Source organism: Shimazuella kribbensis DSM 45090 (genome assembly GCF_000428065.1).
GTDB lineage: Bacteria > Bacillota > Bacilli > Thermoactinomycetales > Thermoactinomycetaceae > Shimazuella > Shimazuella kribbensis.
Genome location: NZ_ATZF01000003.1, coordinates 259,589 through 284,443, shown reverse-complemented (window position 1 = coordinate 284,443; position 24,855 = coordinate 259,589). Strand labels below are relative to the sequence as shown.

Annotated in this window: 26 protein-coding genes, 1 other RNA gene and 1 other annotated feature; of the genes, 17 read left to right on the top strand and 10 right to left on the bottom strand. The window is 39.6% G+C overall.

Going from position 1 to position 24,855, the window contains the following annotated elements; genetic code table 11:
• The first annotated feature begins 20 nt into the window (after window positions 1-20).
• A complete protein-coding gene (gene tkt, locus A3GQ_RS0107280) occupies window positions 21-2,018 on the top strand; it encodes a transketolase (RefSeq protein WP_028776497.1) in 1,998 nt (665 codons plus the stop codon).
• Window positions 2,019-2,165: 147 nt separating this feature from the next.
• Here tkt and A3GQ_RS27655 read toward each other — a convergent pair whose 3' ends face one another.
• From A3GQ_RS27655 to A3GQ_RS0107260, 4 genes are all read right to left on the bottom strand, one after another.
• Window positions 2,166-2,513 carry a hypothetical protein gene (locus tag A3GQ_RS27655; protein ID WP_028776496.1) on the bottom strand — a complete coding sequence of 116 codons (348 nt, stop codon included), beginning with the start codon at window positions 2,511-2,513 and terminating at the stop codon, window positions 2,166-2,168.
• 143 nt (window positions 2,514-2,656) lie between these two features.
• Window positions 2,657-3,046 carry a hypothetical protein gene (locus A3GQ_RS0107270; RefSeq protein WP_028776495.1) on the bottom strand — a complete coding sequence of 130 codons (390 nt, stop codon included), beginning with the start codon at window positions 3,044-3,046 and terminating at the stop codon, window positions 2,657-2,659.
• Window positions 3,047-3,235: 189 nt separating this feature from the next.
• The gene (locus tag A3GQ_RS0107265) at window positions 3,236-3,634 is read right to left on the bottom strand and encodes a hypothetical protein (RefSeq protein ID WP_028776494.1); all 399 of its coding nucleotides are present in this window, start codon (window positions 3,632-3,634) and stop codon (window positions 3,236-3,238) included.
• A 69-nt stretch (window positions 3,635-3,703) separates the two neighbouring features.
• The gene (locus A3GQ_RS0107260; protein ID WP_028776493.1) at window positions 3,704-4,078 is read right to left on the bottom strand and encodes a DUF423 domain-containing protein; all 375 of its coding nucleotides are present in this window, start codon (window positions 4,076-4,078) and stop codon (window positions 3,704-3,706) included.
• A gap of 243 nt (window positions 4,079-4,321) precedes the next feature.
• Window positions 4,322-4,569, top strand: a binding site (T-box leader).
• Between the two features lie 51 nt (window positions 4,570-4,620).
• Here A3GQ_RS0107260 and hisS point away from each other — a divergent pair.
• The 4 genes from hisS (at window position 4,621) to A3GQ_RS26775 (ending at window position 8,280) form a co-directional block, all read left to right on the top strand.
• Window positions 4,621-5,877, top strand: coding sequence for a histidine--tRNA ligase (gene hisS, locus A3GQ_RS0107255; protein WP_028776492.1), 1,257 nt, complete (start codon window positions 4,621-4,623; stop codon window positions 5,875-5,877).
• Window positions 5,878-5,880: 3 nt separating this feature from the next.
• A complete protein-coding gene (gene aspS / locus A3GQ_RS0107250) occupies window positions 5,881-7,650 on the top strand; it encodes an aspartate--tRNA ligase (RefSeq protein ID WP_028776491.1) in 1,770 nt (589 codons plus the stop codon).
• A gap of 183 nt (window positions 7,651-7,833) precedes the next feature.
• Window positions 7,834-8,017: non-coding RNA, 6S RNA (gene ssrS / locus A3GQ_RS26150), on the top strand.
• A gap of 119 nt (window positions 8,018-8,136) precedes the next feature.
• A complete protein-coding gene (locus A3GQ_RS26775; protein WP_169818260.1) occupies window positions 8,137-8,280 on the top strand; it encodes a hypothetical protein in 144 nt (47 codons plus the stop codon).
• A 224-nt stretch (window positions 8,281-8,504) separates the two neighbouring features.
• Here A3GQ_RS26775 and A3GQ_RS0107240 read toward each other — a convergent pair whose 3' ends face one another.
• From A3GQ_RS0107240 to A3GQ_RS0107225, 4 genes are read right to left on the bottom strand one after another with little or no spacing between them, the layout of a single operon-like run.
• Complete coding sequence (locus tag A3GQ_RS0107240) at window positions 8,505-9,182, bottom strand: iron-containing redox enzyme family protein (protein ID WP_028776489.1); 678 nt, start codon at window positions 9,180-9,182, stop codon at window positions 8,505-8,507.
• A 14-nt stretch (window positions 9,183-9,196) separates the two neighbouring features.
• Entirely contained in the window at window positions 9,197-10,207 is a 1,011-nt protein-coding gene (locus tag A3GQ_RS0107235) for a GNAT family N-acetyltransferase (RefSeq protein ID WP_028776488.1), read from the bottom strand.
• Window positions 10,204-11,283 carry a DUF3419 family protein gene (locus A3GQ_RS0107230; RefSeq protein ID WP_028776487.1) on the bottom strand — a complete coding sequence of 360 codons (1,080 nt, stop codon included), beginning with the start codon at window positions 11,281-11,283 and terminating at the stop codon, window positions 10,204-10,206. The genes A3GQ_RS0107235 and A3GQ_RS0107230 overlap by 4 nt, the downstream gene beginning before the upstream one ends.
• Window positions 11,276-11,953 carry a hypothetical protein gene (locus tag A3GQ_RS0107225; protein WP_028776486.1) on the bottom strand — a complete coding sequence of 226 codons (678 nt, stop codon included), beginning with the start codon at window positions 11,951-11,953 and terminating at the stop codon, window positions 11,276-11,278. Before A3GQ_RS0107225 ends, A3GQ_RS0107230 begins: the two co-directional genes overlap by 8 nt.
• A gap of 988 nt (window positions 11,954-12,941) precedes the next feature.
• On the opposite strand from A3GQ_RS0107225, the gene A3GQ_RS0107220 reads away from it, so the two are divergent.
• Together A3GQ_RS0107220 and A3GQ_RS27650 are read left to right on the top strand one after the other, a co-directional pair.
• A complete protein-coding gene (locus tag A3GQ_RS0107220; RefSeq protein WP_028776485.1) occupies window positions 12,942-13,529 on the top strand; it encodes a 5' nucleotidase, NT5C type in 588 nt (195 codons plus the stop codon).
• Window positions 13,530-13,691: 162 nt separating this feature from the next.
• Complete coding sequence (locus tag A3GQ_RS27650; protein WP_028776484.1) at window positions 13,692-13,946, top strand: hypothetical protein; 255 nt, start codon at window positions 13,692-13,694, stop codon at window positions 13,944-13,946.
• A gap of 56 nt (window positions 13,947-14,002) precedes the next feature.
• Here the strand turns inward: A3GQ_RS27650 and A3GQ_RS0107210 are convergent, their stop codons facing one another.
• Both A3GQ_RS0107210 and A3GQ_RS0107205 read right to left on the bottom strand, forming a co-directional pair.
• Window positions 14,003-14,542 carry an NADPH-dependent FMN reductase gene (locus tag A3GQ_RS0107210; RefSeq protein WP_028776483.1) on the bottom strand — a complete coding sequence of 180 codons (540 nt, stop codon included), beginning with the start codon at window positions 14,540-14,542 and terminating at the stop codon, window positions 14,003-14,005.
• A gap of 6 nt (window positions 14,543-14,548) precedes the next feature.
• A complete protein-coding gene (locus tag A3GQ_RS0107205; protein WP_028776482.1) occupies window positions 14,549-15,847 on the bottom strand; it encodes a replication-associated recombination protein A in 1,299 nt (432 codons plus the stop codon).
• A 187-nt stretch (window positions 15,848-16,034) separates the two neighbouring features.
• Here A3GQ_RS0107205 and cymR point away from each other — a divergent pair, with 187 nt between their 5' ends.
• The 10 genes from cymR (at window position 16,035) to A3GQ_RS0107155 (ending at window position 24,664) form a co-directional block, all read left to right on the top strand.
• Window positions 16,035-16,454, top strand: a complete 420-nt coding sequence (gene cymR, locus A3GQ_RS0107200; RefSeq protein ID WP_028776481.1) for a cysteine metabolism transcriptional regulator CymR — start codon at window positions 16,035-16,037, stop codon at window positions 16,452-16,454.
• A gap of 153 nt (window positions 16,455-16,607) precedes the next feature.
• The gene (locus A3GQ_RS0107195) at window positions 16,608-17,744 is read left to right on the top strand and encodes a cysteine desulfurase family protein (protein ID WP_028776480.1); all 1,137 of its coding nucleotides are present in this window, start codon (window positions 16,608-16,610) and stop codon (window positions 17,742-17,744) included.
• 12 nt (window positions 17,745-17,756) lie between these two features.
• Window positions 17,757-18,224 carry a hypothetical protein gene (locus A3GQ_RS0107190; RefSeq protein WP_028776479.1) on the top strand — a complete coding sequence of 156 codons (468 nt, stop codon included), beginning with the start codon at window positions 17,757-17,759 and terminating at the stop codon, window positions 18,222-18,224.
• Window positions 18,221-20,422, top strand: a complete 2,202-nt coding sequence (gene recD2 / locus A3GQ_RS0107185; protein WP_028776478.1) for an SF1B family DNA helicase RecD2 — start codon at window positions 18,221-18,223, stop codon at window positions 20,420-20,422. Before A3GQ_RS0107190 ends, recD2 begins: the two co-directional genes overlap by 4 nt.
• A gap of 65 nt (window positions 20,423-20,487) precedes the next feature.
• A complete protein-coding gene (locus A3GQ_RS23655; RefSeq protein ID WP_051271333.1) occupies window positions 20,488-20,991 on the top strand; it encodes a PRC-barrel domain-containing protein in 504 nt (167 codons plus the stop codon).
• Window positions 20,992-21,005: 14 nt separating this feature from the next.
• Entirely contained in the window at window positions 21,006-21,215 is a 210-nt protein-coding gene (locus tag A3GQ_RS0107175; protein ID WP_028776477.1) for a hypothetical protein, read from the top strand.
• Window positions 21,216-21,227: 12 nt separating this feature from the next.
• The gene (locus tag A3GQ_RS26770) at window positions 21,228-21,398 is read left to right on the top strand and encodes a hypothetical protein (RefSeq protein ID WP_156877595.1); all 171 of its coding nucleotides are present in this window, start codon (window positions 21,228-21,230) and stop codon (window positions 21,396-21,398) included.
• Between the two features lie 221 nt (window positions 21,399-21,619).
• The gene (locus A3GQ_RS0107165; protein WP_028776476.1) at window positions 21,620-22,198 is read left to right on the top strand and encodes a beta-class carbonic anhydrase; all 579 of its coding nucleotides are present in this window, start codon (window positions 21,620-21,622) and stop codon (window positions 22,196-22,198) included.
• Between the two features lie 254 nt (window positions 22,199-22,452).
• The gene (locus tag A3GQ_RS0107160; RefSeq protein WP_083964145.1) at window positions 22,453-23,823 is read left to right on the top strand and encodes a pyrimidine-nucleoside phosphorylase; all 1,371 of its coding nucleotides are present in this window, start codon (window positions 22,453-22,455) and stop codon (window positions 23,821-23,823) included.
• A 103-nt stretch (window positions 23,824-23,926) separates the two neighbouring features.
• Window positions 23,927-24,664 (top strand): hypothetical protein, encoded by a 738-nt coding sequence (locus tag A3GQ_RS0107155; protein WP_028776474.1) that lies wholly within the window; start codon window positions 23,927-23,929, stop codon window positions 24,662-24,664.
• Window positions 24,665-24,855: the final 191 nt, after the last annotated feature.

Genomic DNA, 24,855 nt, shown 5'->3' with positions numbered 1-24,855 from the left:
AAAATGACGAAAAGGAGGTCATCTCAATGACAATAGATCAACTCTCCATCAATACCATAAGAATGTTGTCCATTGATCAAATCGAACAGGCTAATTCTGGTCACCCAGGTTTACCAATGGGCGCAGCACCTATGGCCTATACCTTGTGGGCAAAGCAATTAAAACATAATCCAAAAAACCCAGATTGGTATAATCGTGATCGCTTTATCTTATCCGCAGGCCATGGCTCAGCACTACTTTATAGTTTGTTACATCTATTTGGCTATGGTTTAAGCCTAGATGACCTAAAACAATTTCGCCAATGGGGAAGTTTGACTCCTGGACACCCAGAAGTAAAACATACAGCTGGAGTAGAGGCGACTACTGGCCCACTGGGTCAAGGGATTGCCAATGCAGTAGGAGTGGCAATGGCAGAACGTCATCTAGCAGCAACCTATAATCGTGATGGATATGAAGTGATGGACCACTTTACATATGCAATATGCGGGGACGGAGACTTGATGGAAGGAATTGCACAAGAAGCAGCCTCTCTAGCAGGTCACTTGCAATTAGGAAAGTTGATTGTTTTATATGATTCCAATGACATTTCCCTTGACGGAGATTTATCAAAATCTTTTTCTGAGCAAACAGGAAAACGTTTTGAGGCAAATGGATGGCAAGTGCTTTACGTAGAAGATGGAAATGATATAGATGCCATCAATCGAGCAATGAACCAAGCGAAATTAGAAACTTCTAAACCCACTTTGATTGAAGTTCGTACTGTTATTGGATTTGGAAGTCCAAACCGTGCAGGAACTTCGGAAGCACATGGAAAACCATTAGGCAGTGATGAGGTCGCTGGAGTACGTGTTGCTTATGAATGGGAAGAAGAAGCTCCTTTTCATGTACCTGCAGAGGTAACAGCCAATTTCGCCACTATTGTAGAAGATCTCGGAAAATTAGAAACAAAGTGGAATGATATGTTTGCCAGCTATGCAAAAGAATATCCTGCATTAGCAAGCCAATTCCAACAAGCATTCACAAAAGAATTACCTGAGGGTTGGGAAAAGCAATTGCCAACTTTCGAAGAAGATGCAAAAGGGCTTGCTACGCGTGCTGCATCTGGTAAAGTACTACAAGTCTTGGCAAAAGAAATCCCAATGCTATTTGGTGGATCTGCGGACTTAGCTTCTTCTAATAGTACTGCATTGAAAGATAATGCTGATTTTGAGGCGAAAGATTATGCAGGACGAAACATATGGTTTGGTGTTCGGGAACACGCAATGGGTGCAGCACTTAACGGAATGGCCTTACACGGAGGAGTACATGTATTTGGGGCTACCTTCTTGGTGTTCTCAGATTATTTACGACCTTCTATACGTCTAGCAGCTTTATCTAAGTTGCCAGTTACGTATGTATTTACACATGATAGTGTTGCAGTTGGAGAAGATGGTCCTACACATGAACCTGTAGAACATATACCATCTTTAAGATTGATTCCTGGGTTGAAAGTAGTACGTCCTTCAGATGCGAATGAAACGGTAGCAGCTTGGGAGTATGCGATTCAATCTCAAGACCATCCTGTAGCTCTTATCTTAAGTAGACAAAACCTTCCTGTATTAGCTGGTACAGTAGGGAAAAAAGCGGAGATTGTTAAGCAAGGAGCTTATGTGGTTTCTCCTGCTTCTGGTGTTGAAAAAGGTGTGTTGATAGCTACTGGATCAGAAGTTGGACTAGCAGTGAAAGCACAACAAAAATTAGCGGAAAAAGGCATTCATGTGCGTGTGGTAAGTATGCCATGTCGTGAAAATTTTGATCTGCTAACAAAAGAAGAAAAAGAAAACATTATCCCTTCCAATCTTTCTGCCCGTGTTGCGATAGAAGCAGCTCATCCAATGGGTTGGGACAAATATGTTGGTGATAAAGGAACAGTAATAGGTATTGATCACTTTGGAGCTTCTGCTCCTGGAGATTTACTTTTAGAGAAATTTGGCTTCCGTGTAGAAAATGTAGTGGAGCAATTAGAGAAATTACTTTAAATATTGGTTAACTATGCCTGATTTGTCTTTTGACAATTGGGTATTTTTTTTGCTTTTAATAAATATATTGTTGGAAAATAATTTGACAAAAAACGTTTACGCCCCTGCCGGACCCTTATGGATGGCAGGGGCGTAAATAAGACCTTATTAGATCTTGGTCCAGACATCTTCGATGTCAGCACCAGTCAAACAGGCCTTGTCCAACTCGCGAGTCATTTTGATCAAGTTCCTCGGATAGCCGGAAAAGTCAACTTCACAGACGATCTTGACCCTATCACCATCTACTTCAGAAAAGAAGAGTTTCTTTGTGATGATGGGCTTGTTGTCCCCGGACACAGATGCACAGATCGTGAATCCAGTTTGCTGAGTCTCACAGGTGATGGAGTTCAGCATAAGTTTTTCCTCTCGCTCGGGGTGGGAATAGCAGTATGTGCTGCCTCCCATCTTGCCAAGCACTGGTTTCATCAACTCGGGGTATTCAAGTGTGGTTGTCACTGTTTTTCTTTCTGATTGGCAACCATGAATTTTCAGTATAGCAAATAAGTTGGGAAATAACATTGGGTTAATGAAGATAGGTTGGAGGAATGGGGACGCCCGGCTCCCTTTATGAGGGAACCGGGCGTATTGTGCCGAAAGTGTTACCAGCGAATCAGATCCGCCGGCCGACGAACTTCACTCTTCTTCATCATCGTTGACATGATGGTGAGAGGATTTTTATCAGGTACCTGTGTCTGGACACAGAATTCCACCAGATCACCCATTACGGAAACCCGCAGGGTCTTGGTGACCTGAATCTCTCCCCTCCGCCATACCGTAGCCTGAATGGTCAGGGCCCCTCCGGAGACAGAGACAGAGTAGTGGCTGAGCTCGTACTCCTTATCTTCTGCTCCGAGGGCGACACGGTTTTCCACCAGAGGTGCCAGATGGCTGGAATTGATCCCTTCGTCTACCGAAGAGATCAATTCCTCACTCAGCAGAAACTCGTTGATCGGGAAGACTCCCTGTGCCTGAAAAAGTGAAGGCTGCACCGCAATCCTTTCTTTGTTTTGAACGGTGTGGAGCCATTATAACATGATCTTTTGTAATTTTCGTGTAAAGGGATTGTTAAGATTTAGTATTCCTATAGGAGAAGTAAAAATATGACATTGATTTTATACTTGAAATGCACGAGTGCCTAATCTATGATCCAAATGGAACACAAATTAGGCACTCTAACACTAGCTAGAAAGTTCCCTCTTCCTCCAGACGGAGCGGAAATTTTCTACTGTGAAGTGACGCATCACGTATGAGATCGTGCGGGTTTTCGATTCGGATTCTTCAGGAGAGATATTTCCGAATGTGATATGGAGGATACCGTCTCGAACTTGGAATCTCCACATCTTTTGGATGTTTGTCTCCCCATCTGTCGTACTGGCGACAATCAGTTCCATGCAACATTCATCGTCAGAAGGAAGCATCTTTACTCCCATTGCTGTGCAGGGAAAATGAATGCTTTCCAGACAAATCTGAACCAAAGATTCGTCGATTTCAAATGTGATTTTGTCATGCAGCAACTTTTGGAAAGTTGCTGTGAGATGATGGATCTCTTCTGAGGTTGTAGTCAGTAGATGAGCCACTTTCTCTCATTTCTCTCTATGTGAAATTTCATGCATAATTATACTATTTGACATATAAATATGCAATGTTTATGGAATCATTTTTGCAACTGCGAAAGCATAAACAATCCATCCTGCAATAAAGGCAACTCCACCTATTGGTGTAATCGCACCAAGTACTTTCACATCTGTTAGTACCATGATATAGAGACTACCAGAGAAGAAAATAATCCCCACAAAAAACAACCAACCAACAGTAGTGAGAAGTCCACTGTTACCAAATTTAGCGATGGTAAGTGCTATGATGATAATCGCCAGTGCATGTACAATATGGTAATGAGCACCCGTCTGCCAATTTGCTAACATTTTTTCTGATACTTTTCCAGTAAGTCCATGTGCTCCAAAAGCACCAATAGCGACAGCCAGTGCCATCAAGATACTTCCGAGCATAAAAAATAGTTTCATTTTTATCCCTCAACTTTCAGTATGTAATCCCAAATATTGTAGCATACTCGGTTTTTGATAGAAATGTTAGCGCTTTCACAAATCTAATCATACCGTCACAAAATAGACAAACTTAAGAGCGGTTACATTGTAAATTATTCATGTGGATTTGCTTGACACTACAACATAATCTTCATATAATCTTAAACAAAGATTACACTTTCTTTCACATACTTCATCACACTACTATACTTAACTATATATTTACCACCAATGATGGGAACAGTAATCGTGAAACGAACTCAAAGAGAGGAGAACTCTTAGGCTGTAAAGTTCTCCAGTGACGATTCGATGAAAGACACCCTGAGGTTCTAGTGCAAAACCAATCGGAAGTAGTGCTAGACGCATCTCCAGCGATACTTGGATAAAGTGGAAAACATGTATTTGTTTTCAATTAGGGTGGTACCACGGGTAACAATATAACATTAGTGAACCAATCTCTCGTCCCTGACAATAAGGTCAGTGGCGGGAGATTTTTTATTTTATACAAAGGAGGTAACAAAATGGGTATTCCACGCGGTACATATGATATTTTGCCAAACGAGGTGGGGACTTGGCATTATCTAGAAAAAATAGCGAGAGAAGTGTGTCAGCGGTATGCTTATGCCGAAATACGCACCCCTATCTTTGAAGAAACCTCCCTGTATGAACGCGGAGTAGGAGAGACTACCGATATTGTAGAGAAAGAAATGTACACCTTTCTCGATCGTAAAAATCGTTCATTGACCCTTCGTCCAGAAGGGACAGCTGGAGTAGTTCGTTCATTTGTTGAGAATAAAGTGTATGCAGATATGCAACCAACGAAGTGGTATTATTTTGGACCAATGTTTCGTTATGAACGACCACAGGCAGGAAGATTTCGTCAGTTTCATCAGTTTGGAGTAGAGGCTTTTGGCAGTGATGATCCTGCTCTAGATGCAGAGATTATCTCTTTGGGATTAGATTTTTACCAAACACTTGGCATTTCTGGTGTGAAAGTTGGGATAAATAATGTTGGGAATCCAGAAATCCGTGCGAAGTATTTTGAAAATTTGATTGCTTATTTTAAACCTTATGAGGCAGAATTAGATCCTGATGCAAAATCCCGTCTTTATCGTAATCCTATGAGAATTTTAGATAGCAAAGTCAAAAGGACACAAGAAATTGCTCAAGAGGCACCTTCGATCTTGGATTCATTAGACAAAGAAAGCATGGAGTATTTGGAACGGGTAAAGTTTTATCTCCAAGAACTACAAGTTCCTTTTGATGTGAATGATCGTTTGGTACGTGGATTGGATTATTATACTCAAACTGCTTTTGAGTTTGTTATGGAAGAACTAGGGGCACAGGCTGGGGTAGTTGGTGGCGGTGGCCGTTATAATGGTCTAGTGAAAGAACTTGGGGGACCTGAAGTATCTGGAATCGGTTTTGGAATTGGCTTAGAGCGTGTATTGCTTGCTTTAAAAGAGCAAAAAGTGACAATCCCTACATCGGACCCTTTAGATTGTTATCTTGTCACAATGGGAGAAGAAGCAAAGGTAGCTTCTGTTCGTATTTTGGGAGAGCTTCGTCGCGCGGGGTTGAAAGCGGAGCGAGATTACTTAGATCGTAAAATGAAGGCGCAGCTAAAGACCGCGAACCGAAATGAAGCTCGTTTTGTTGCTATTTTGGGTGAAGAAGAATTGGTGAATCAACAAGTACAGGTAAAACATATGGAAACAGGTGAACAAACATCCATCGCGATGGATCAATTGGTCTCTTATCTACTGGAGGGGAAATAAGCAATGTTTCGTACGCATTATATCGATTCGTGTCTAGATGTTTTGGAAGAGCAAGTGACAATCAACGGATGGGTTCAATCTCGTCGTGATTTAGGTGGAGTAATTTTTTTAGATATTCGAGATCGTACTGGTACGATGCAAGTGGTGTTTAATCCAGATATATCAGCAGAAGCAATTAGTATTGCAGATCAAGTGAGAAGTGAATACGTCGTTTCCATCACTGGAAAAGTGGTAAAACGCTCCGAAGATACGATCAATCCAAATATACCAACTGGTGCATTAGAGATCAAAGGAGAGCAAATTCATCTCTTTAATACTGCTAAAACACCTCCTTTTCCCATTCAAGATCGTGTGGATGTTGACGAGAGTGTTCGTTTGAAATATCGCTATCTGGATCTTCGCAGACCAAAGATGCAACAAACGATGATGTTGCGACACAAAGCGATGCAAGTAGTGCGTAGATTTTTGGATAGCCAAGGTTTTGTTGAATTGGAAACTCCTATTTTAACAAAAAGCACGCCAGAAGGTGCGCGAGATTATTTGGTGCCAAGTAGAATTCATAAAGGAGAATTTTACGCCCTGCCCCAATCACCTCAGCTATTCAAACAGTTATTTATGGTTGCAGGAATGGAGCGTTATTTTCAAATTGCTCGTTGTTTTCGCGATGAAGATTTGCGTGCGGATCGACAGCCTGAATTTACCCAGATTGACTTGGAAATGTCTTTTCTGCCACTAGAAGATCTGTTCTCCATGATGGAAGAAATGTTTGTAGAGCTTTGGAAAGAGACATTAGATGTGGACATAGCTCGTCCATTTCCACGGATTCCTTATAAAGAAGCGATGGATCGTTATGGATCCGATAAACCCGATCTTCGTTTTGGAATGGAACTGGTGGATGTCTCTTCTGCGTTGGAGCAAAATTCATTCCAAGTTTTCCAAAATGCTTTGCAATCTGGCGGAATCTTAAAAGCGATTGTGGTGTCTGGCAAAGCAGAATGGAGTCGAAAAGAAGTAGAGAATTGGGTTTCAGAAGCACAATCCCTTGGAGCCAAAGGATTAGCATGGTTAGCTTTGAAACCAGAAGGTGTAAAAGGATCTGTAGCCAAATTTGTTTCGGAAGAAGAAGTAACTAAGATCAAGGAACTAACGGGTGCAACTGCTGGTGACGTGATTTATATCATGGCAGATACCCCCGCTGCGGTTGCCAATGTAATGGGTGAACTGCGCTTGCGTTTAGGCCGTGCACTTGATCTCATCGATGAAAGTAAATTTGTATTTGCTTGGGTTACAGAGTTCCCTCTTTTTGAATATGACGAAGAATCCGGTCGCCATGTTCCGGCACACCATCCATTTACCATGCCAGTGGAAGAAGATATTCCATTACTGGATAGCGATCTGGGTGCGGTCCGTTCCCAAGCACACGATTTGGTGCTCAATGGATATGAATTATCAAGTGGTAGTCAGCGTATTTACAATCGTGATTTACAAATGAAGATGTTTGATCTATTAGGTATTAGTCAAGAAGAGGCAAAAGAAAAATTCGGCTTCCTATTGGATGCATTTGAATATGGAGCACCACCGCATGGCGGAATGGCGTTTGGCTTTGATCGGATCATTATGCTGCTTGCAGGAAGGCAAAACCTTCGTGAGTGTATTGCTTTCCCAAAAACAGCGAGTGCAAGATGCCTGATGACGGATGCTCCATCAGAAGTAGATGAGAAGCAACTAGCAGATCTTCATATCAAAATATCAAACAAACAAGTTGTTCGATAAAACTTTTATTTGTCTTTGTTGTTTTAAAAAGCCGAGATCTATCATTCTTGGCTTTTTTTCATAGGAATGAGCTTCCGAACCGAGATTATTTTGAAAAGTATGATATTTACACAAAAAATAAACCGTTTTCATTATGGTTTTTGTTGCTTTCTGGTAATCTTTGTGCTACTATAAATGTAACAAAAGACCCTGCGATGTGCGAGGGCCACCGAAGTTTTGAGCCAACACCTTTTCTGCGGGAGCTTGGGTCATCTGTTGGATTGGGAGCCTCTCTTAGGAGGATCTATGAATACAGGTGCAAAGCACCCACCTGCTTTTGAATACGAGCAGGTTCAAAACTTAGGAGCCACGGCATAACGGGGCTTTTTTGTTTTTTTTGGCATGTGTAGATGAGCGGTAATGCTGATGGCTGGAAAATACCTAATCGCCATTAGCATATAAGCCAACCTAAAAATGCCCATGCTAATTGCAAAGGTGATGGCAATCGTGCTACCTGCCATCACTGCTAGAGAAATGAACAAGACCGTTCTCCTGCTTATCGTTCGTCCGATGATGCTGGAAAAAGAAATGAAGTCTTTCCCCGGCAGATGGAACAGGAGGAGGAGAACAACGACAAACACAAAAGATTGATCCATCCTCTGCGTAACTAGCAGGTTTGACTCAAGCACGGTAAACGTAACCCAAAAGGCTACACAGGAGATCCAATGTTGTTTGTCTTCATTGTGTTTGAATTTGCCCATTGGAAACGCTTTTGAACATGCGAGTGCGCTAACTACCTAAGAATCCCACGGCTTTAGTCGTGTGGAGTCTCAATAGTTTGAATGTATTTTCTTTAAAATTTTTTATTCCTGGTTTTATATCATTTCCAACAGATCAGTATATAAACGTCTATGATAATACCACCCCAACTGTAGACCTCGTTCCACTCGTTCTTTTTGTTCCCCGTTATATAGTAAAGCGACTACCTCATATATCTCATCCGCGTGTGTAATATCTAATGTTTCGTGATCGCTAAAATGAATCATCATATTAGTCGAATCTTGATAATTGTTTTGTATATACTGCGAAATAATGGGAGAAACCCTAGCTACAATTTCTTCAATCACCCCTAAAGCTGCTAAACCCTCTTCGTATGGATAGTGCAAGCAGAGATCTGTGATCGAACGATTATAAGCTATTACTGCAATACTCGGGTCTGTATTTGCTATTATTTCATCTGTAATTCCTATGCCTTTTAGAAAAGATTTATAGGTCTCTACATGAACAAACTGTGTATTCATTTTTCCGTGTTCTTCATAGAGATTTTCAACCAATGGCATTCTAAGTTTATAGTCAGGTATTTGAGTAAGGATAGCTGACAAAAACCGAGGGAAATGATTCACGACGAAATACATTTGGATTGCTATATCCTTTACTTGGGATGGGCTTAATTGCTTTTGTTGGATTACTTGAATAAAAGGGTGCTTTTCAATAGGAGACTGATCAAACATAGTACGTACACATTGTTTTAACTGTTCAAATTGGTTATTCATCCAATTCATTCCTTTCAGATTAAGGTTAGTTCATGAAAATCAAGTTTAAGATCATCAGTGTATTCTCCATATAAATAACTAGTAGATGAAAAGGAGCTTATGAATGGGTGCTTATACGTTACTGCTTCTTGTCTCGTTAAACCCATGAAGAGGTAAGAGTAGGATAGATATGTTGATTTATACAGGTATGTTATATAATCTCTCCTATCATCCCTGCCAGCTTGAGCAGCATAGTAGGCTAGGTATCCGTGCCGAAAAACACCTCCAGTTTTCGGGAATGGACGATATCCTCTAAATTTGTACATGAGATTTATAAAATTGTAAATGTATGGTATTTTACCTGTAATAATCTTTCTGACATGATCCTGATCTGTTATTTTGCAGACTGATAAAACAATCCCATCTTGCTTTTTTACTAAAAACAATCCAGGTTCAGAGAGAAATATATCCTTTTCACATGGAGCAAATGATAATCCTGATGTAAAGGATAAATAACTTTCCCAAGCTTCTATTGGACTCACCTGTTCAATATCATTTGAATCACCTTTTACAGCAGTGCAAAATAAGGGTACGCCAGTATGATAGGTTTGCCCTAACTTTTTAATTGGAATTTTCCGTTTTCCTAACAGCTTTTTTGTTAGTATATTTTCATATGGATTTTGATCCAAGATGGTACCAAACATCCAACTAGTTTTCTGCTCGAAATATGCTTGAACCGCTTGTATCAACTGTGAAAAGACATTTGTACTTCTATATTTGGGATGTACTCGCAGATCATGAAGGTAATATACATGATTCATTTTTGATTGAACAAAGCGTAATTGCTTCGAAACTCCCACACAACCAACTAATATACCATCGCGAAAATAGCCAAAATAAGTAGTATCACCTAAAACTTTCGACAGGGCAAAAAAATCTGGTGAACGCTCTATCCGAAACCATTCGCTACCCGTGTTACACAAAGCTGCTAGATGGCATAATTCCTCATTATGTTCTTTATTTAAGATGTGGATTTGACTACTCATGACCAAGTACCAACGATTAGTTTTTGATACATCATAGACCGTTCCATGGAAAGATACATATCACACTGATCCTCATTTACATGCATCATTTTTGAGTAATCCGTTGGTAACTCAATTCCCCACATACTTCTTGTGAGAAAAACGGCCTGAGGGGACTTGGCTTTTGTGATTGCTTGAAAGAGATGATTCCGTTCATTTTCCTGAATCCAGTCAAAAACGTTGGACAAGAAAAAGGCATCTATTTGATGGTCAGTTGCAGCTAAAAATTGGGCAATATCCTCTCGTATCACCATACATTTTTCTGCATTTTTCTTCGCTTGGGCATAACCCTGATCAGACAGGTAGTAAGGCATTCCTTCTTTTTCTTTCCAAAGATAAGATCCATAAAGCAGTTGAGATAGAAAATAATTATGATGAATTCGTTTATTGCAAACTTCTTGTTTAAATTTACTAGAAAAAAACTGACTGAATATCGTTTCTCCTGCTTGTTGAAACATCTGTGCTGGATAAAATTGAAGATGTGTAGTTTTACTAAGTAAAATACGAATTGCTACATTCCAAGCCTCACTTGTACAATATTGTTGATAAAATAGTCTTTGCTCCTCTATATCTGAACATCGGAATAATTGTTGCCAAATCTCCTCTGAGTAGAGATGTTTGCGAAGATGGGTACCAATATAGTGGTAAAACCGTTCTGTGGCTCCTGAATAATTGATCCCCTTTCTGACTTGTTCTATTTGTCTATCCCAATATTCCTTTGCACGATGGGATAACATAGGTTTCAAGTTCTTGTATGTTTGTTCTCGCTCACTCGTTTCTATCGTTTTTTCCCCGATAAATTGCAGGTAGTGCTCTCGGTCTAGGGTTTGTATTGCTGCTTTTTTTAGTTCAATCAAAGCAGTCTGGGCTGGATTGATATCTATCACGTATAGATGATCGATATCATCATGTAACAAAGAAAATGCTGTGCAACCACCAGAGCCTATCGTAGCTATTGTTTTAGGTTGATAGACACTGCATAAATCTCTTTCTATCCTGCTGTCTTCTCTTATCTGCGCAAAATATATCTCATTCATTTACCTGTCTCCTTTCAAAGCGAGAAAGCATTTTTCTTTTATAGTGAGACCAATGCTTAAGTTTATATAACCCAATAGATAATTCAAAAAATTGTTGCAATGAAGAAACTAATTTTCCTTGCCACTCTACTATTAAGATCTGACTATCTCCTTGGTCCAAAAATACCTCTCGCTCTTGTAGCCATTTCACAATTTGGCTATTTTGCTTTGAATTTTGGTACAAAGTGGTAGAGCTAGTGGTTTTGAAATGCATTAAGTCAAAGGAAGAAATATGACCACAATGGGCTACATAACAAGCAACTGCATCTACGATGCTATCTGGTATTGTTTTCTCGTAAACCTTTGGAAAAGAAGTATTCCAGAACAGAGTTTTAAATACAAGTATGACCTGTGGATTTTGTATTTCCGTGATCATAAAAAATGGCTTTCGTTTATATTTTGAAATAGTTGTAAAGTATATTTTGAGGAATAAGGGAAGAAACTGGTGTCCCTTTGAAAATAATGGCCCAAAATAAAGGTAATCTCTATCTTGATAATGAAAATTTTGTATCAACTGAAAAGCTTGTAACCCTTGGGAATCCTCAACCAACCAGATCGTATCATAGATGGGTAACCGTTGGATAAGGTACTCTTTCGAGATAGTACTTACTTGTTGGACCAAGCGAATCATTTGTTCTAATTCGTTCTCATTCAGTTTGGGAGTACTTATTTTTCGAAATATCAGGATGTTTCTCCCCTTTTCTTGAACAATCGATCAAATTAATCATAAGATAAGTGTTTCTATCAAATGAATGATAACAACAATGGATAATTGGCAATTGGAATTCGACATTTGCCAAAAGGACAACGAATTTGCGCTGCTCACATTTGGATATTTCACTCTATAAGTGTAATATTACACTTATTACTTTATTCCGTCAATACAAAATAGAATGATTTTATGATGTTGTTCAATTACAAGGTCCCAGTTGAGTTTGTACTCTAAATATTAATGAAATATCATTCTTTCCTAATTCTGGATCTCTATTGAAGGAAGCAACAGCAGAAAGAAAAAGAGGAATGGGAAAAAGAAGAAGTAAAGCGGTCAGAATTTGAAGATAAATTATAGATTCGTGAGCGAGAAAACCCACGGTTTCAATTGTGGGATGAAAGCGAGCGTCAGACGAGAGATGGCAGAGATAATCTCTCCTCTGACTAATTTTTTGAAATTCCCGATATATACAAACGCGAGTTCTGTATTGTCTGCAAAATCCGGTCTATAAAGAAGTTGGACAATACAGTGTAAGAGATTTACACTAAAGGTAACAAACTTACTATAAGGGGGGAGCATACTTATAAAACCTGCGAAGTATTCCATGATTCAAATACGGTTAATAAAAAGAAATGCTATAAAGAGATTTGGATGGAACCCAGTACCAAAACGTTTGAATTAGTGAAGCATGAATGAAAAGTGGTTTGTATGGAACAGGATTGGGTAGATTATGTAACGCTGATATCAATGACACATGACACATAATGCGAAAGTAACGTTGTAGTACTCACAGGTTGTAAGCTAGAAGTGATGTAGACCTCTACAACAAATCGGCAGCCTAAGTATCAACTTTGCAGATAAAGCTCGTGGTTGGAAGTTTGCATCTAAATAGAAAAGAGGCACAAAGATGAAGATAGGGATCGATATAGATGGAACCATTAAAGATACTCATAAAGCTGCTGTAGAAGTATATAACAAAGAATTTGGAAAACAAGTACATATTGATGATGTGCCTGACTTTTACTTGGACAAACCATTTGGTCTTACACCTCAGGAAGGTAGGAAGACGTGGCGTAGATTAGAAGAAAAAATATATACCCTTGGTCTTCCTCTTCCACATGCACCGGAAGTGTTAAATCAATTGGTTCGAGATGGACATGAAATTTATTTCATTACAGCAAGACCTGGTATGGAAAAAATACGAAGAGTAACAAAGTTGTGGTTGAAAAAGCATAGCTTCCCTTATAACGGAAATAACCTTTATATGAATTCGATTAATAAAGCAAAGGTAGCCAAGAAGATAGGGATTGATCTGTTTTTTGAAGATGCAGAGGAGCACTTAAATAAGTTGGTATCTGGAAATGTGCCAACTGTAATAGTAGATGCTTGCTACAATCGCGATTTGCATCCTGATTTGCTAAGGATTACGGATTGGCGAGAGGTATATGAGATCGTAGAAAAGCTACAGGAATTAAAGAAAAGTAGGATATATTAATAAGTTCTATCCTCTTGTTATGTATTTAAATATAATATTGTTAGAGCAAGGATTGATTAGGGATCTTAATGGGATTCATGATCAATCCTATTCTTTGTTTATCGAATATATGAAAAATAGGGTATAGTGATATGCTTCTAATTAACAAAAAAGGAGCATTCCATGCGATTCTCAGTCTACCTAGGGGCCACTAGATTTGAAATAACAAATTCCATCATGGACATAGTGAAATTGCATAATGACCAAGCTCAATTCAAACAGATTACCTTATCTTCTATGCTCTACAACATAGTGAGTTTCTGCTTACAAACAAACATGAAAGATTATGGAGAAATTATAAATGGAGATCGATATATTATGGGTGTATTAATGAGAATTGATTCGAGTTTAGTGGGAGGGATGTTCCTATTAGAGTGACAAGGAAGAAATAAATTTACAGTTTCTAAATATAACAAAAAGCTAACCTGAGATGGTTAGCTTTTTGTTATATTTTTTAGAGAAGCAGAGAGAAATTGTTCTGAATTTGTTTGCAACGAAGGGTCTATTACCTCTCCTTTTGCATTTATCTTTAAGCTTACTTCTGGGATACTCATGGTAGCCTCTGCTGGAATATGTGCATTGATCATTCCTAGTGTTAATAAAATAGATCTCATCGCTTCATCTCCGCCTGTTGGCAAGGGAGAAGCACTGATAACAGCTGTTGGTTTATCAATAAATTCGCCAGAGGAAACAATCCAATCTAAGGCATTCTTTAAAACTCCTGGTATGCCTTTTGCATATTCAGGTGTACTGATAATTACTACATCTGATTCCTTTATTTGAGATCGAAATGCTTCTACCTCCGCAAATGCCCCATCATCATCTATATCGGGGTTAAAATGTGGGAGTTTATCCAATTTATCCGTTAGAGAAAAAGTTGTATTTTCTGGAGCTATCTTACTCAGATGTACAAGAATTTTGGTGCTAAAGGAGCTTTTTCGTAAGCTTCCTGAGATAGCTAGGATGTTTATCATTGTAGTTTACCCTTTCTTTCCTTTAACCCAGTTTAAATGTTCCACTAATTTTCCTTCATATCCCATCGAACTAGGTCGGTATAATTGTTTGTTTTTATGTTCCAAAGGTAAGTATTGTTGTTCTACATAATGTTTATCATAATCATGTGGATATTTGTATAGATCTTGCTTATGGTTTTGCAGATGTGCTGGAACTTCTGCGCTATATTCTTTTTTTACGATCTCCATCGCTTCGTTTATCCCCATATAGGCAGAGTTACTTTTGGGGGCAGTTGCGAGATACAAAGCAGCTTCTGCTAGTGGAATGCGGGCCTCAGGCATACCTACATATTCGACTGCATGTGCTGCCGCAGATGCGACCATTAAAGCTCTTGGATCTGCAAGTCCAACATCTTCAGCAGCTTGAATCAAGATACGGCGTGCGATGAATTTTGGATCTTCTCCTGCTAAAAGCATTTTGGCTAGATAATATAAAGTTGCATCAGGATCTGAGCCGCGCATGCTTTTGATAAAAGCAGAGATAGTATCATAGTGACCATTGCCTATCTTATCATAACGAATGCGTTTTTGTTGAATGGATTCTTCTGCAACGGATAAGGTTACATGACGAATACCTTCTTTATTGGGTCTAGTTGTTGTAACTGCTAGTTCCAATGCGTTGAGTGCATGTCTTGTATCGCCGCCAGACATTTGGGCGAGATGATGAAGTGCTTCCTCATCCACTTTGTTCACAAATCTACCCAATCCTCGTTCCTTATCCTCTAAAGCCCTTTGTAGTATGCTGATCACATCTTCATTAGAAAGTGGCTGTAATTCAAAAACAAGGGAGCGAGATAATAAAGCAGTATTTACTTCGTAAGAAGGATTTTCTGTTGTTGCACCAATTAAAATCAGTCCGCCATCTTCTACGTCTGGTAAAAGGACATCTTGCTGAGCCTTGTTTAAACGATGGATTTCATCAATAAATAAGATGGTTTTTACTTCATTTAAAGTAAGCCGCTCCATGGCCTCTTTGGCTATCTGTTTAATATCATTTGCGCCTGTACCGACAGCATGAGCTTTGATGAAGGTACAGTGCGTACTATTTGCAATAATCTCAGCTAGTGTTGTTTTGCCAGTTCCAGGCGGACCATGTAAAATAAGCGAAGTGAGATGATCAGCTTCTATTGCTCTCCTTAATAAGGTGCCTTCGCCTATTATATGAAGTTGACCTGCAAATTCATCAAGTGTTTGTGGTCGCATACGAGAAGCTAATGGTCCTTGCTTCTGTTTTGCTTCATCTTGAAGATGTGAAAATAAGTTCATGTGGAATCGCCACCTTCTACAAACCAAAATTATCCAAGAAAATTCAAATTTCATTAATAAAAAATCAAGACAGCAAAGGTGATTTTTCGTATAGTAAGAATAACTATTCTTTTTTTAGGGAACATACACAAGCAAATATTGATTTATGACATGTTTTCGTTATTATAAAAATAAATGAGGTGTTAATTTGAAGATATCGACGAAGGGACGATATGGTTTAACGATTATGATGGACCTCGCGTCACGTTTTGGACAAGGTCCCATACCTTTAAAGCGTGTTGCAGAGAGACATGATCTATCGGAACATTATTTAGAGCAATTGATTGCTCCGTTGCGTAATGCTGGATTGGTACGTAGTATCCGAGGGGCGTACGGAGGTTACAAGTTAGCAAAAGCACCTGAAGAAATAACTGCAGGGGACATTATACGTGTTTTGGAAGGTCCTATAAGTCCTGTGGAATTTACGGATGAAGATAATCCAGCTAGACGTGATTTGTGGAAACGAATCCGAGATGCGATTGCAACTGAACTTGATTCTACCACACTCACCATGCTTATCCAATTCAACTCTGATGGGAATAATGAGAACTATATGTTTTATATCTGACACTCCTATACGGGATAAATCGAGCTTCTTTTTGTTTAATTGATTTTCTTATGTTCGAAAAAAGGAAGAACGCATGTTTTTGTCGAAATTAGAATGTTGGATAAGATGTTCCCCACAAAGATAGGGAAATACTTATATGGAACGTGATAGCAAATGTTGATATATTTGGATAATGCTGCTACAACACCACTTGATTCTGAAGTGAGAGCTGCGATGTTGCCTTACTTGGAGGGCGCATACGGCAATCCTTCCAGTATTCATGCTTTTGGTCGTCAAACAAGAGCAGCGGTGGATAATGCAAGAAGTCAAGTAGCTCGTGCCATTGGTGCAGATTCTAGCGAAATTGTGTTCACCAGTGGTGGTACGGAAGCAGATAATTTAGCACTTATAGGAAGTATGCATGCCCAAGAAGCTGGGAAAAACCACTTGATTACGACACAAGTAGAACACCATGCTGTATTAGATGCATGCAAATATCTGGAGCGATTTGGTTATGAAGTAACCTATTTACCTGTCGATCAATACGGAATGGTACAGATAGAAGAAGTAAGAGCGGCAATTCGCCCAGAAACTGCTCTTATTTCCATTTTGCATGGAAATAACGAGATTGGCACCATACAGCCTATTGAGGCGATAGGCAATATTGCAAGAGAACATCAAATTCTTTTTCATGTCGATGCAGTCCAATCATTTGGTTCGGAACCTATCGATGTGAGCAAATTACCTGTTGATCTCATGACATTATCAAGCCATAAAATATATGGGCCTAAAGGTGCAGGTGCTCTTTATATTCGAAGTGGAGTCAAGGTACTTCCCCGTGCTTTAGGTGGTGCTCAAGAAAGGCGAAAACGGGCAGGAACGGAAAACATACTTGGAATAGTAGGATTTGGTAAAGCTAGTGAATTAGTTGAAAAATATCATAGTGCTAGACGGGATCATCTTATCCATCTTAGACAATCGTTTATAGCTGATTTATTTGCTCGATCATTGCACATTGTAGTCAATGGACACGAGGATATGCATTTGCCCCACATTGCAAATATAAGTTTTCTTGGAATGGATACTGAAACACTTTTAATTCAATTAGATATGGAAGGAATTGCAGCTGCTAGTGGTTCTGCGTGTACTTCTGGTACATTATCGGTTTCTCATGTACTAAAAGCAATGCAACTGCCTGCAGAAGTTACCAATGCTGCAATCCGATTTAGTTTTGGCAAAGACAACACGATACAAGAATTGAAGGCAGCTACTGCAAAGATTGAAAAAGTAGTTCGCCGTCTTTACAGATAAGGAGCTGGAAAAGTGGAAGATTGGGAACAAGAGGTAGACAGTATTAATTGGAAAACGATGCTAGCAGAAATTGATCAAGCATTGTTGGATAATTTAGCTGCCGAAATAGGCTTTCGCTCCTATGAAAACTTGGAGAATGCTTCTGGCCTTGTTGCGGAGGATTATCATATCTGTCATCTTTCTGATAACCGATGGGCTTTTTGGAATCCACATACATATACAAGAGAAGACCCATTATTTTTTGATGAAAAGGATACAGTTATTGATCATATTGCATCTATGTTTGGTTTAGAAAAAGAAAAAGTGGAACAATTGAGATTGGGATTGGAACAAGTACATCAAGCCAATCATTGCCAATACTGCAATTATGAATTTCACCCTGATTCAGGGAATACAGAATGGGATACAAATAAATATTGTTCAGCAGAGTGCGCAATGGAATCTGTTTTACATGAAATGAAAGAAGACTTTGTAGAATGAGTAGTTTTGTCAAAGGGATGATTTTGCAGGAAGTGTTTTTTAGCGATGATACGGGATATGGAGTATACCGACTCGAAGTTCAAGAAGCATCTGATAAATCTATATCAGATGAAGTGACTATCGTCGGACATTTTTTGCGTCCTGTGGCAGGAGAAACGTATGCTTGCGAAGGAGAATGGAGAGAACATCCTCGATTTGGAGCTCAGTATGTTGTTTCTAAAATTAATAAAGAGCTTCCAAAAACAGAGCAAGCGATTATTAAATATTTATCCAGCGGTTTATTTCATGGAATCGGAAAAAAAACCGCAGAAAAAATAGTGGCTGGGCTGGGGGGAGACGCATTGCATATCATCGCGTCTAACCCTTCGGCTTTAGCCGAGATTCCTGGTGTGAGCCATACACAAGCAAATACGATAGCAGAAAGTTTAGGGGAGCATCAAGCTTTAGAAGAAGCGATGGTCCTCTTATATGAATATGGATTAGGTGCTGCTCTAGCTTTGCGAGTTATTCAAAGATTCAAGCAAGAAACAGTTAAGGTCATTAAAGAAAATCCTTATTTACTGATCGATGAAATAGAAGGAATTGGATTTTTTAAAGCGGATGAAATTGCAAAAGCACAAGGATTTTCACCGCATGCTCCCGAAAGATATGAAGCAGCAATTTTATATTCGCTGCAAGAAGCTTCAAATGAAGGCCATGTTTATTTGGCACGGAACGAATTACATACTAGTTCGAAAGAACTACTCACTGAATTGGATGAAAGCATCTTCGAGGATGCTTTGGGCAATTTACTTAAAAAAAAGAAAGTCATGATGGAAGAAGATCGGGTTTACTTGGTTACCTTATTTTATGCTGAATTTAACATGGCTTTGAAGTGTAAAGTAATGTTACATGAAACCGTAGAAAAAACATTTCCAGCACCAGAGTTATTTCAGGCTATTGGAGAATTAGAAGAAGAATTTGAAGTGCATTATGCTGATAGCCAACGAGAAGCAATGATAAAAGCATTGACTTCCCCATTGATGATCCTGACTGGTGGACCTGGGACAGGTAAAACAACGGTTATCCGTGGGTTGTGCCATTTATTTGCTAGACTGCATGAACTTAATCTGGATGGTGATGGAAAGAACGGTGAACTCCCTATTCGACTAGTTGCTCCTACAGGGAGAGCTGCTAAACGCATGACAGAAACAACAGGAATACCAGCAATGACGATTCATCGACTTCTTGGATATCGTGGCGGTTTTTTTGAACATGATGCAGATAACCCTATAACAGGATCACTTTTAGTAGTCGATGAAACATCGATGTTAGATATATGGTTAGCAAATCAACTTTTTCGAGCTATTCCACCTACTATGCAAGTGGTATTGGTAGGAGACGCTGACCAACTTCCCTCTGTTGGACCGGGTTTAGTATTAGAGCATCTTCTTGAAGTTCCACAAATACCAAGGGTACAATTAACGGATATTTTTCGACAAGCAGAGGATTCATCTATTATTCAACTTGCCCATGCTATTCGAAAAGGAGAGCTGCCAGATGATTTGCTGACTCCTTTAGCTGATCGCCGCTTTTTTTCTTGCCAAGCAGAACAATCCATGTCTGTAATCGAACAAACATATGAAAATGCCATCAAGAAGGGCTATACATTATTTGATATACAAGTACTTGCGCCTATGTATAAGGGACAAGTAGGCGTAAATCGAATCAATGAAAAGATACAACAAATTATCAACCCAAAGCGTGTGGGAGTCAAAGAAGTTGCTTGGGGAGATACGATTTTCCGTTTTGGTGATAAAGTATTACAGCTCTCCAATCATCAAGATCATCCAGTATATAACGGCGATATGGGTTTAATTTCAGCTATGGATGAATCGGCCAAACAAGATGATCCCGTTTTATGGGTACAGTTTGATCGGCAAGAAGTCCCTTACAAACGCAATCAACTCGGGCAATTATCACTTGGCTATGCATGTTCTGTACATAAAGCACAAGGATCAGAATTTCCGATTGTTATCTTTCCTTTTTTACCCTCTTATCATCGAATGCTCGAACGAAATTTGATCTACACTGGTATCACCCGAAGCAAATCGTATCTCATATTGTGTGGGGAAGTGGAATCCATGCGAAAAGGAGTAAAAGCAACAGGAGAAGCCCGAAATACAGTTTTAAAAGACCTGATTCTTGATGAATGGTAAGACTTCCTTTGTATCATTATTATTGACAGAGATACACTAAGGAATAGCGGGAGGAGGATGAAACCTTGCGCAAATCCCAGGATGTGATTGGACTTACTGTCACAGCTCAAGAGTCTGGTAAACAGTTGGGTGCGGTTGTTGATCTTCTTTTTAATAATGAACAGCAGTTTGTTGGTTGTATGTTAGAACATTGTGGTTGGTGGAGGCATCGACGTTTTCTTCCTATAGATGAAATTGCACATGCTGGTAAAGATGCTGTGATTGTTCCTCAAACATCATCACTTGTGCCTTTCACTAAAAAAGAGGAAGCGTATACATCCCTTTTAAATGGAGAAAAAAGATTAAAAGGGCGTTCCATATTACTTACCAATGGGACCTTTCTCGGATTGGTAGAAAATGTCTATTTCTCCATCGATATGGGAACATTGATAGGGTATGAGTTATCCAATGGACTTCTCAATGATTTAAGAGATGGTCGTAAACTATTCCAAGTTGAACATCCAGTGGACTGGGATAAAGATACTTTTATGGTACCAGAGACTGGATATGTGTTAAAGGAAACACATTAAGAAGGGAAATATCCATGTTACTTCGCTGTCCCAATTGCCATTCTCATGACCTGGGAAAGGTTGGCACTAACCAATTGTACTGCTGGCATTGTTATATAGAGATGACAATCGATGGTAGTGATATTCAAAATATCTACCAAGTAGAAGAAGATGGAAGCTTGACCTCTTTAAATGATTTATTTTTAGATGAACCAAGCAACCCGCAAGAATACACAGCCTTATAAGGAGGAATAAGCATGAAAAGTATATATCTACTAACATTTATTGGTGCGATTGTTACAGGCATAGCTTATTTTCGTATGGATGCCCAATCAATGAGAAAATTAAGACGTAATTTTTTCGTTGGTAGTACTTTTTCACGCTTATTAGCGAAACAATTTCTACGTAAAGTCGGTTTTGCAAGATAAACTTGAAACACCCCTTGCCTACATGGTAAGGGGTGTTTTTTTGAAAAATCTTTTATTCTTTTTCCGTTATTTGATTTGTTGCCAACCGAGAATGTAACAAAAATCCGTTTTTTTTCTCATGTTAGTAGAATTTGCCAAATTTTTATGCTAGTATGTACACTGTTAGCATAAGAAATTTTACGAAACTAGCTACTCTAAATATAAAATATGGAGGAAGTATTGTGGCCTTATTAAATGAAATTCTAGATCATAATAAAAAATTTATCGAGAACAAAGAATATGAAAAATACACTACCGATAAATTTCCAAATAAACGTCTTGTCATTCTTTCTTGCATGGATACGCGTTTAGTAGAATTACTCCCAAAGGCGATGGATGTAGGAAATGGTGATGTGAAGATTATTAAAACTGCTGGTGCGATAGTATCCCATCCATTTGGAAGTATCATGCGAAGTATATTGGTTGCTGTCTATGAGCTTGGGGCCGATGAGGTATGCATTGTAGGTCATTATGATTGTGGGATGGCGAGTTTAAAAGCGGAAAATACGATTCAAAAAATGAAAGAACGTGGTGTAAGTGAAGAGAAGTTAGACCTGCTTCACTATTCTGGCGTTGATTTAGAAAAGTTTTTACATGGTTTTGATTGTGTAGAAGACAGCGTAAAACATAGTGTTGCAATGGTGCAAAATCATCCGTTAATGCCGAAAGATGTTCAAGTTCATGGATTGGTGATTGATCCAAAATCAGGGCGATTAGATGTGATTGTCAATGGGTATGAGTTAGTAAAGAGTGACTCATAAAAATATATTATATTGTGTAGGCTAAATTGCGAATTCAAAGCAACCCTATTCATGCAGGGTTGTTTTTTGTGTACAAATAAAAGTAAATACGATTATCGTAGAGGTGAAAACAATACCCAATTTAATAAGGAAATATGATGGTTTTTTGATTGTTCAGATGATAGAATGACATTGAGTTTCAGAAGTGATCGGGCTCACCATAAAACACATACAAGATAGGGAATCAAACTTGATTTACCTATCTCAGAGGCTTGATGTCTCAAAAACTGATCCAAACTGAAATTCAATCGACAACGACAAACAGCAACAGGAATGGATTCATAGTGTTTACTGCAGAATCAATCATTCGCAATAAGCGTGACGGACATGAGCTGAGCAAGGAGGAAATCGACTTTCTCATCAGTGGCTACAGTCAGGGGAACATTCCTGACTACCAGATGTCTGCATGGCTGATGGCGGTTTACTACAAGGGCATGAACCCGAGGGAAACGGCTCATCTGACCATGGCAATGGTCAGGTCTGGAGAGCAGCTGGATCTGTCCTCGATCCCAGGAATCAAGGTAGACAAGCACAGTACAGGTGGAGTTGGAGACAAAATCACGCTTGCACTTGCTGCGCTTGTAGCTGCTGCGGGTGTCAAGGTTGCCAAGATGTCTGGTCGTGGACTGGGTCATACTGGTGGAACGATCGATAAGCTGGACGCACTTGGTCTTTCCACAGATCTGAGCCCAGAGAGGTTCATCGAATTGGTGAACCGTACAGGCATTGCAGTTATGGGTCAGACAGCTGATCTGGCTCCGGCTGACAAGAAACTGTACGCACTTCGCGATGTGACCGGCACAGTGGAATCCATCCCGCTGATCGCCAGTTCGATCATGTCCAAGAAGATCTTTGCTGGTGCCGATAAGATCGTACTTGACGTCAAGACCGGTTCTGGCGCGTTCATGAAGACGGAGAAGGACGCAGTCGAACTTGCCGAAGCGATGGTTGCGATCGGCAAGGAAGTCGGTCGCGAGGTAGTCGCGATCATCACCAGCATGGAGCAGCCCCTCGGCTATGCTGTAGGTAATGCCAATGAGGTGATGGAGGCAATCGAAACTCTTCGAAAGAATGGTCCTGCTGATCTCACGGAGCTCTGCCTCACGTTGGGGTCCCACATGGTCGTGCTTGCCGGAAAGGCAAACACAGAAGCGGAAGCACGAGCCATTCTGGAACGTTGTATCGAAGATGGTTCCGCACTCGGGAAGCTGAAGGAGTTCATCACAAATCAGCACGGAATTTCAGATGCCATTCTGGATCTGACGCTGCTTCCTCAGGCAGCACAGGTGGTTCCTGTGTTTGCTGGAAAGTCCGGTTATGTCCAGGCAATCGATGCCGAAGCAGTCGGACATTGTGCCATGCTGCTCGGCGCAGGTCGGGAAACGAAGGAAGACGAGATCGATCATGCAGTAGGAATTACCCTGACGAAGAAGATCGGGGATCAGGTTGCAGCAGATGCTCCGATTGCAACGCTTTATGTCAATAACACAGAGAAGGTAGAGGACGTAAAGCGGATGCTTACCGATGCATACACTATTGGCGAAGAGCGAATCGCCCCGCCGGAGCTGATCCGGCGAGTGGTATAATTCAATAGAGGATTGAGTCTAGCTACTAACTAGGCTTAAGACGGGTCTTCCAATTCACAATGGGAGACCCGTCTGAGTTTATATTAGAAAAGGAGATAAAAAATTGAAGATACATATCCCGCATTTTGTTTTCGCACATACAAGTGATGCTAAAGAAAAAGATAACGATTGCAAATTTGGAGGATTACCAGAAGGATTACCTGCTGAAAAGTGGCCTGTCTGCAAAGAGTGTGAAGTACCAATGTCATTTCTTTTTCAAATGAAACATCATCCAGAACGGCTTCCATTAGGAAAAGAAGGCCGGGTTTTATATGTGTTTCAATGTGAGAACGGGGGAGAATGCAGTACATGGGAAGCAGATAGCGGGTGTAACAAAGTATTGATTTTAGAACCGGAAGAATGGGATAAGACACCTATGGAAGGAGTTCCACACGATGATACCATGATGCTCCCAGATATTGCAGTCAGCAAATGGGAGACAAAGGAAATGACAAATCAAGAAGATGATTCGGTTTGGACGCATTTTGGTGGGGAGCCGATCTGGATTCAATCGCCAGAATCTTTGGGTGATAACTATGTTTTCACGGCGCAATTGGATTTTTCATTGGTAGTAAAAGCTGCCGATCTTGCTGAACTTCCTATTGGAGAATCATCAGAATATGATGGAAAAAAATCTTATCAATTAAAAGTAGGAGAAGATGATTTTGTTTGGATTTCCGAAGCTGGTGGGAACCAATACCATTGTCCTTTCGCTAACTTTGGAGATAGTGGATCAGGATATGTCTTTGTGAATGCAAGTATCAAAAATCCAACAAGTAAATTTTTGTGGCAGTGTTATTAAAAAGAGAAAAGGATGGTTTCACAAATGAATATTTCTGATTTGATTTTCAATCTTTGGGGATTTCATTTGTGAAAACTCATCATTTACTAGCAAGCAAAACTAAAATCAACCCAGAGAATATACATTCTATTTAACATTGACTTAAAGTTCTATTGATAATATAATTTTCAATGAAATTTGACTTTTCTGGG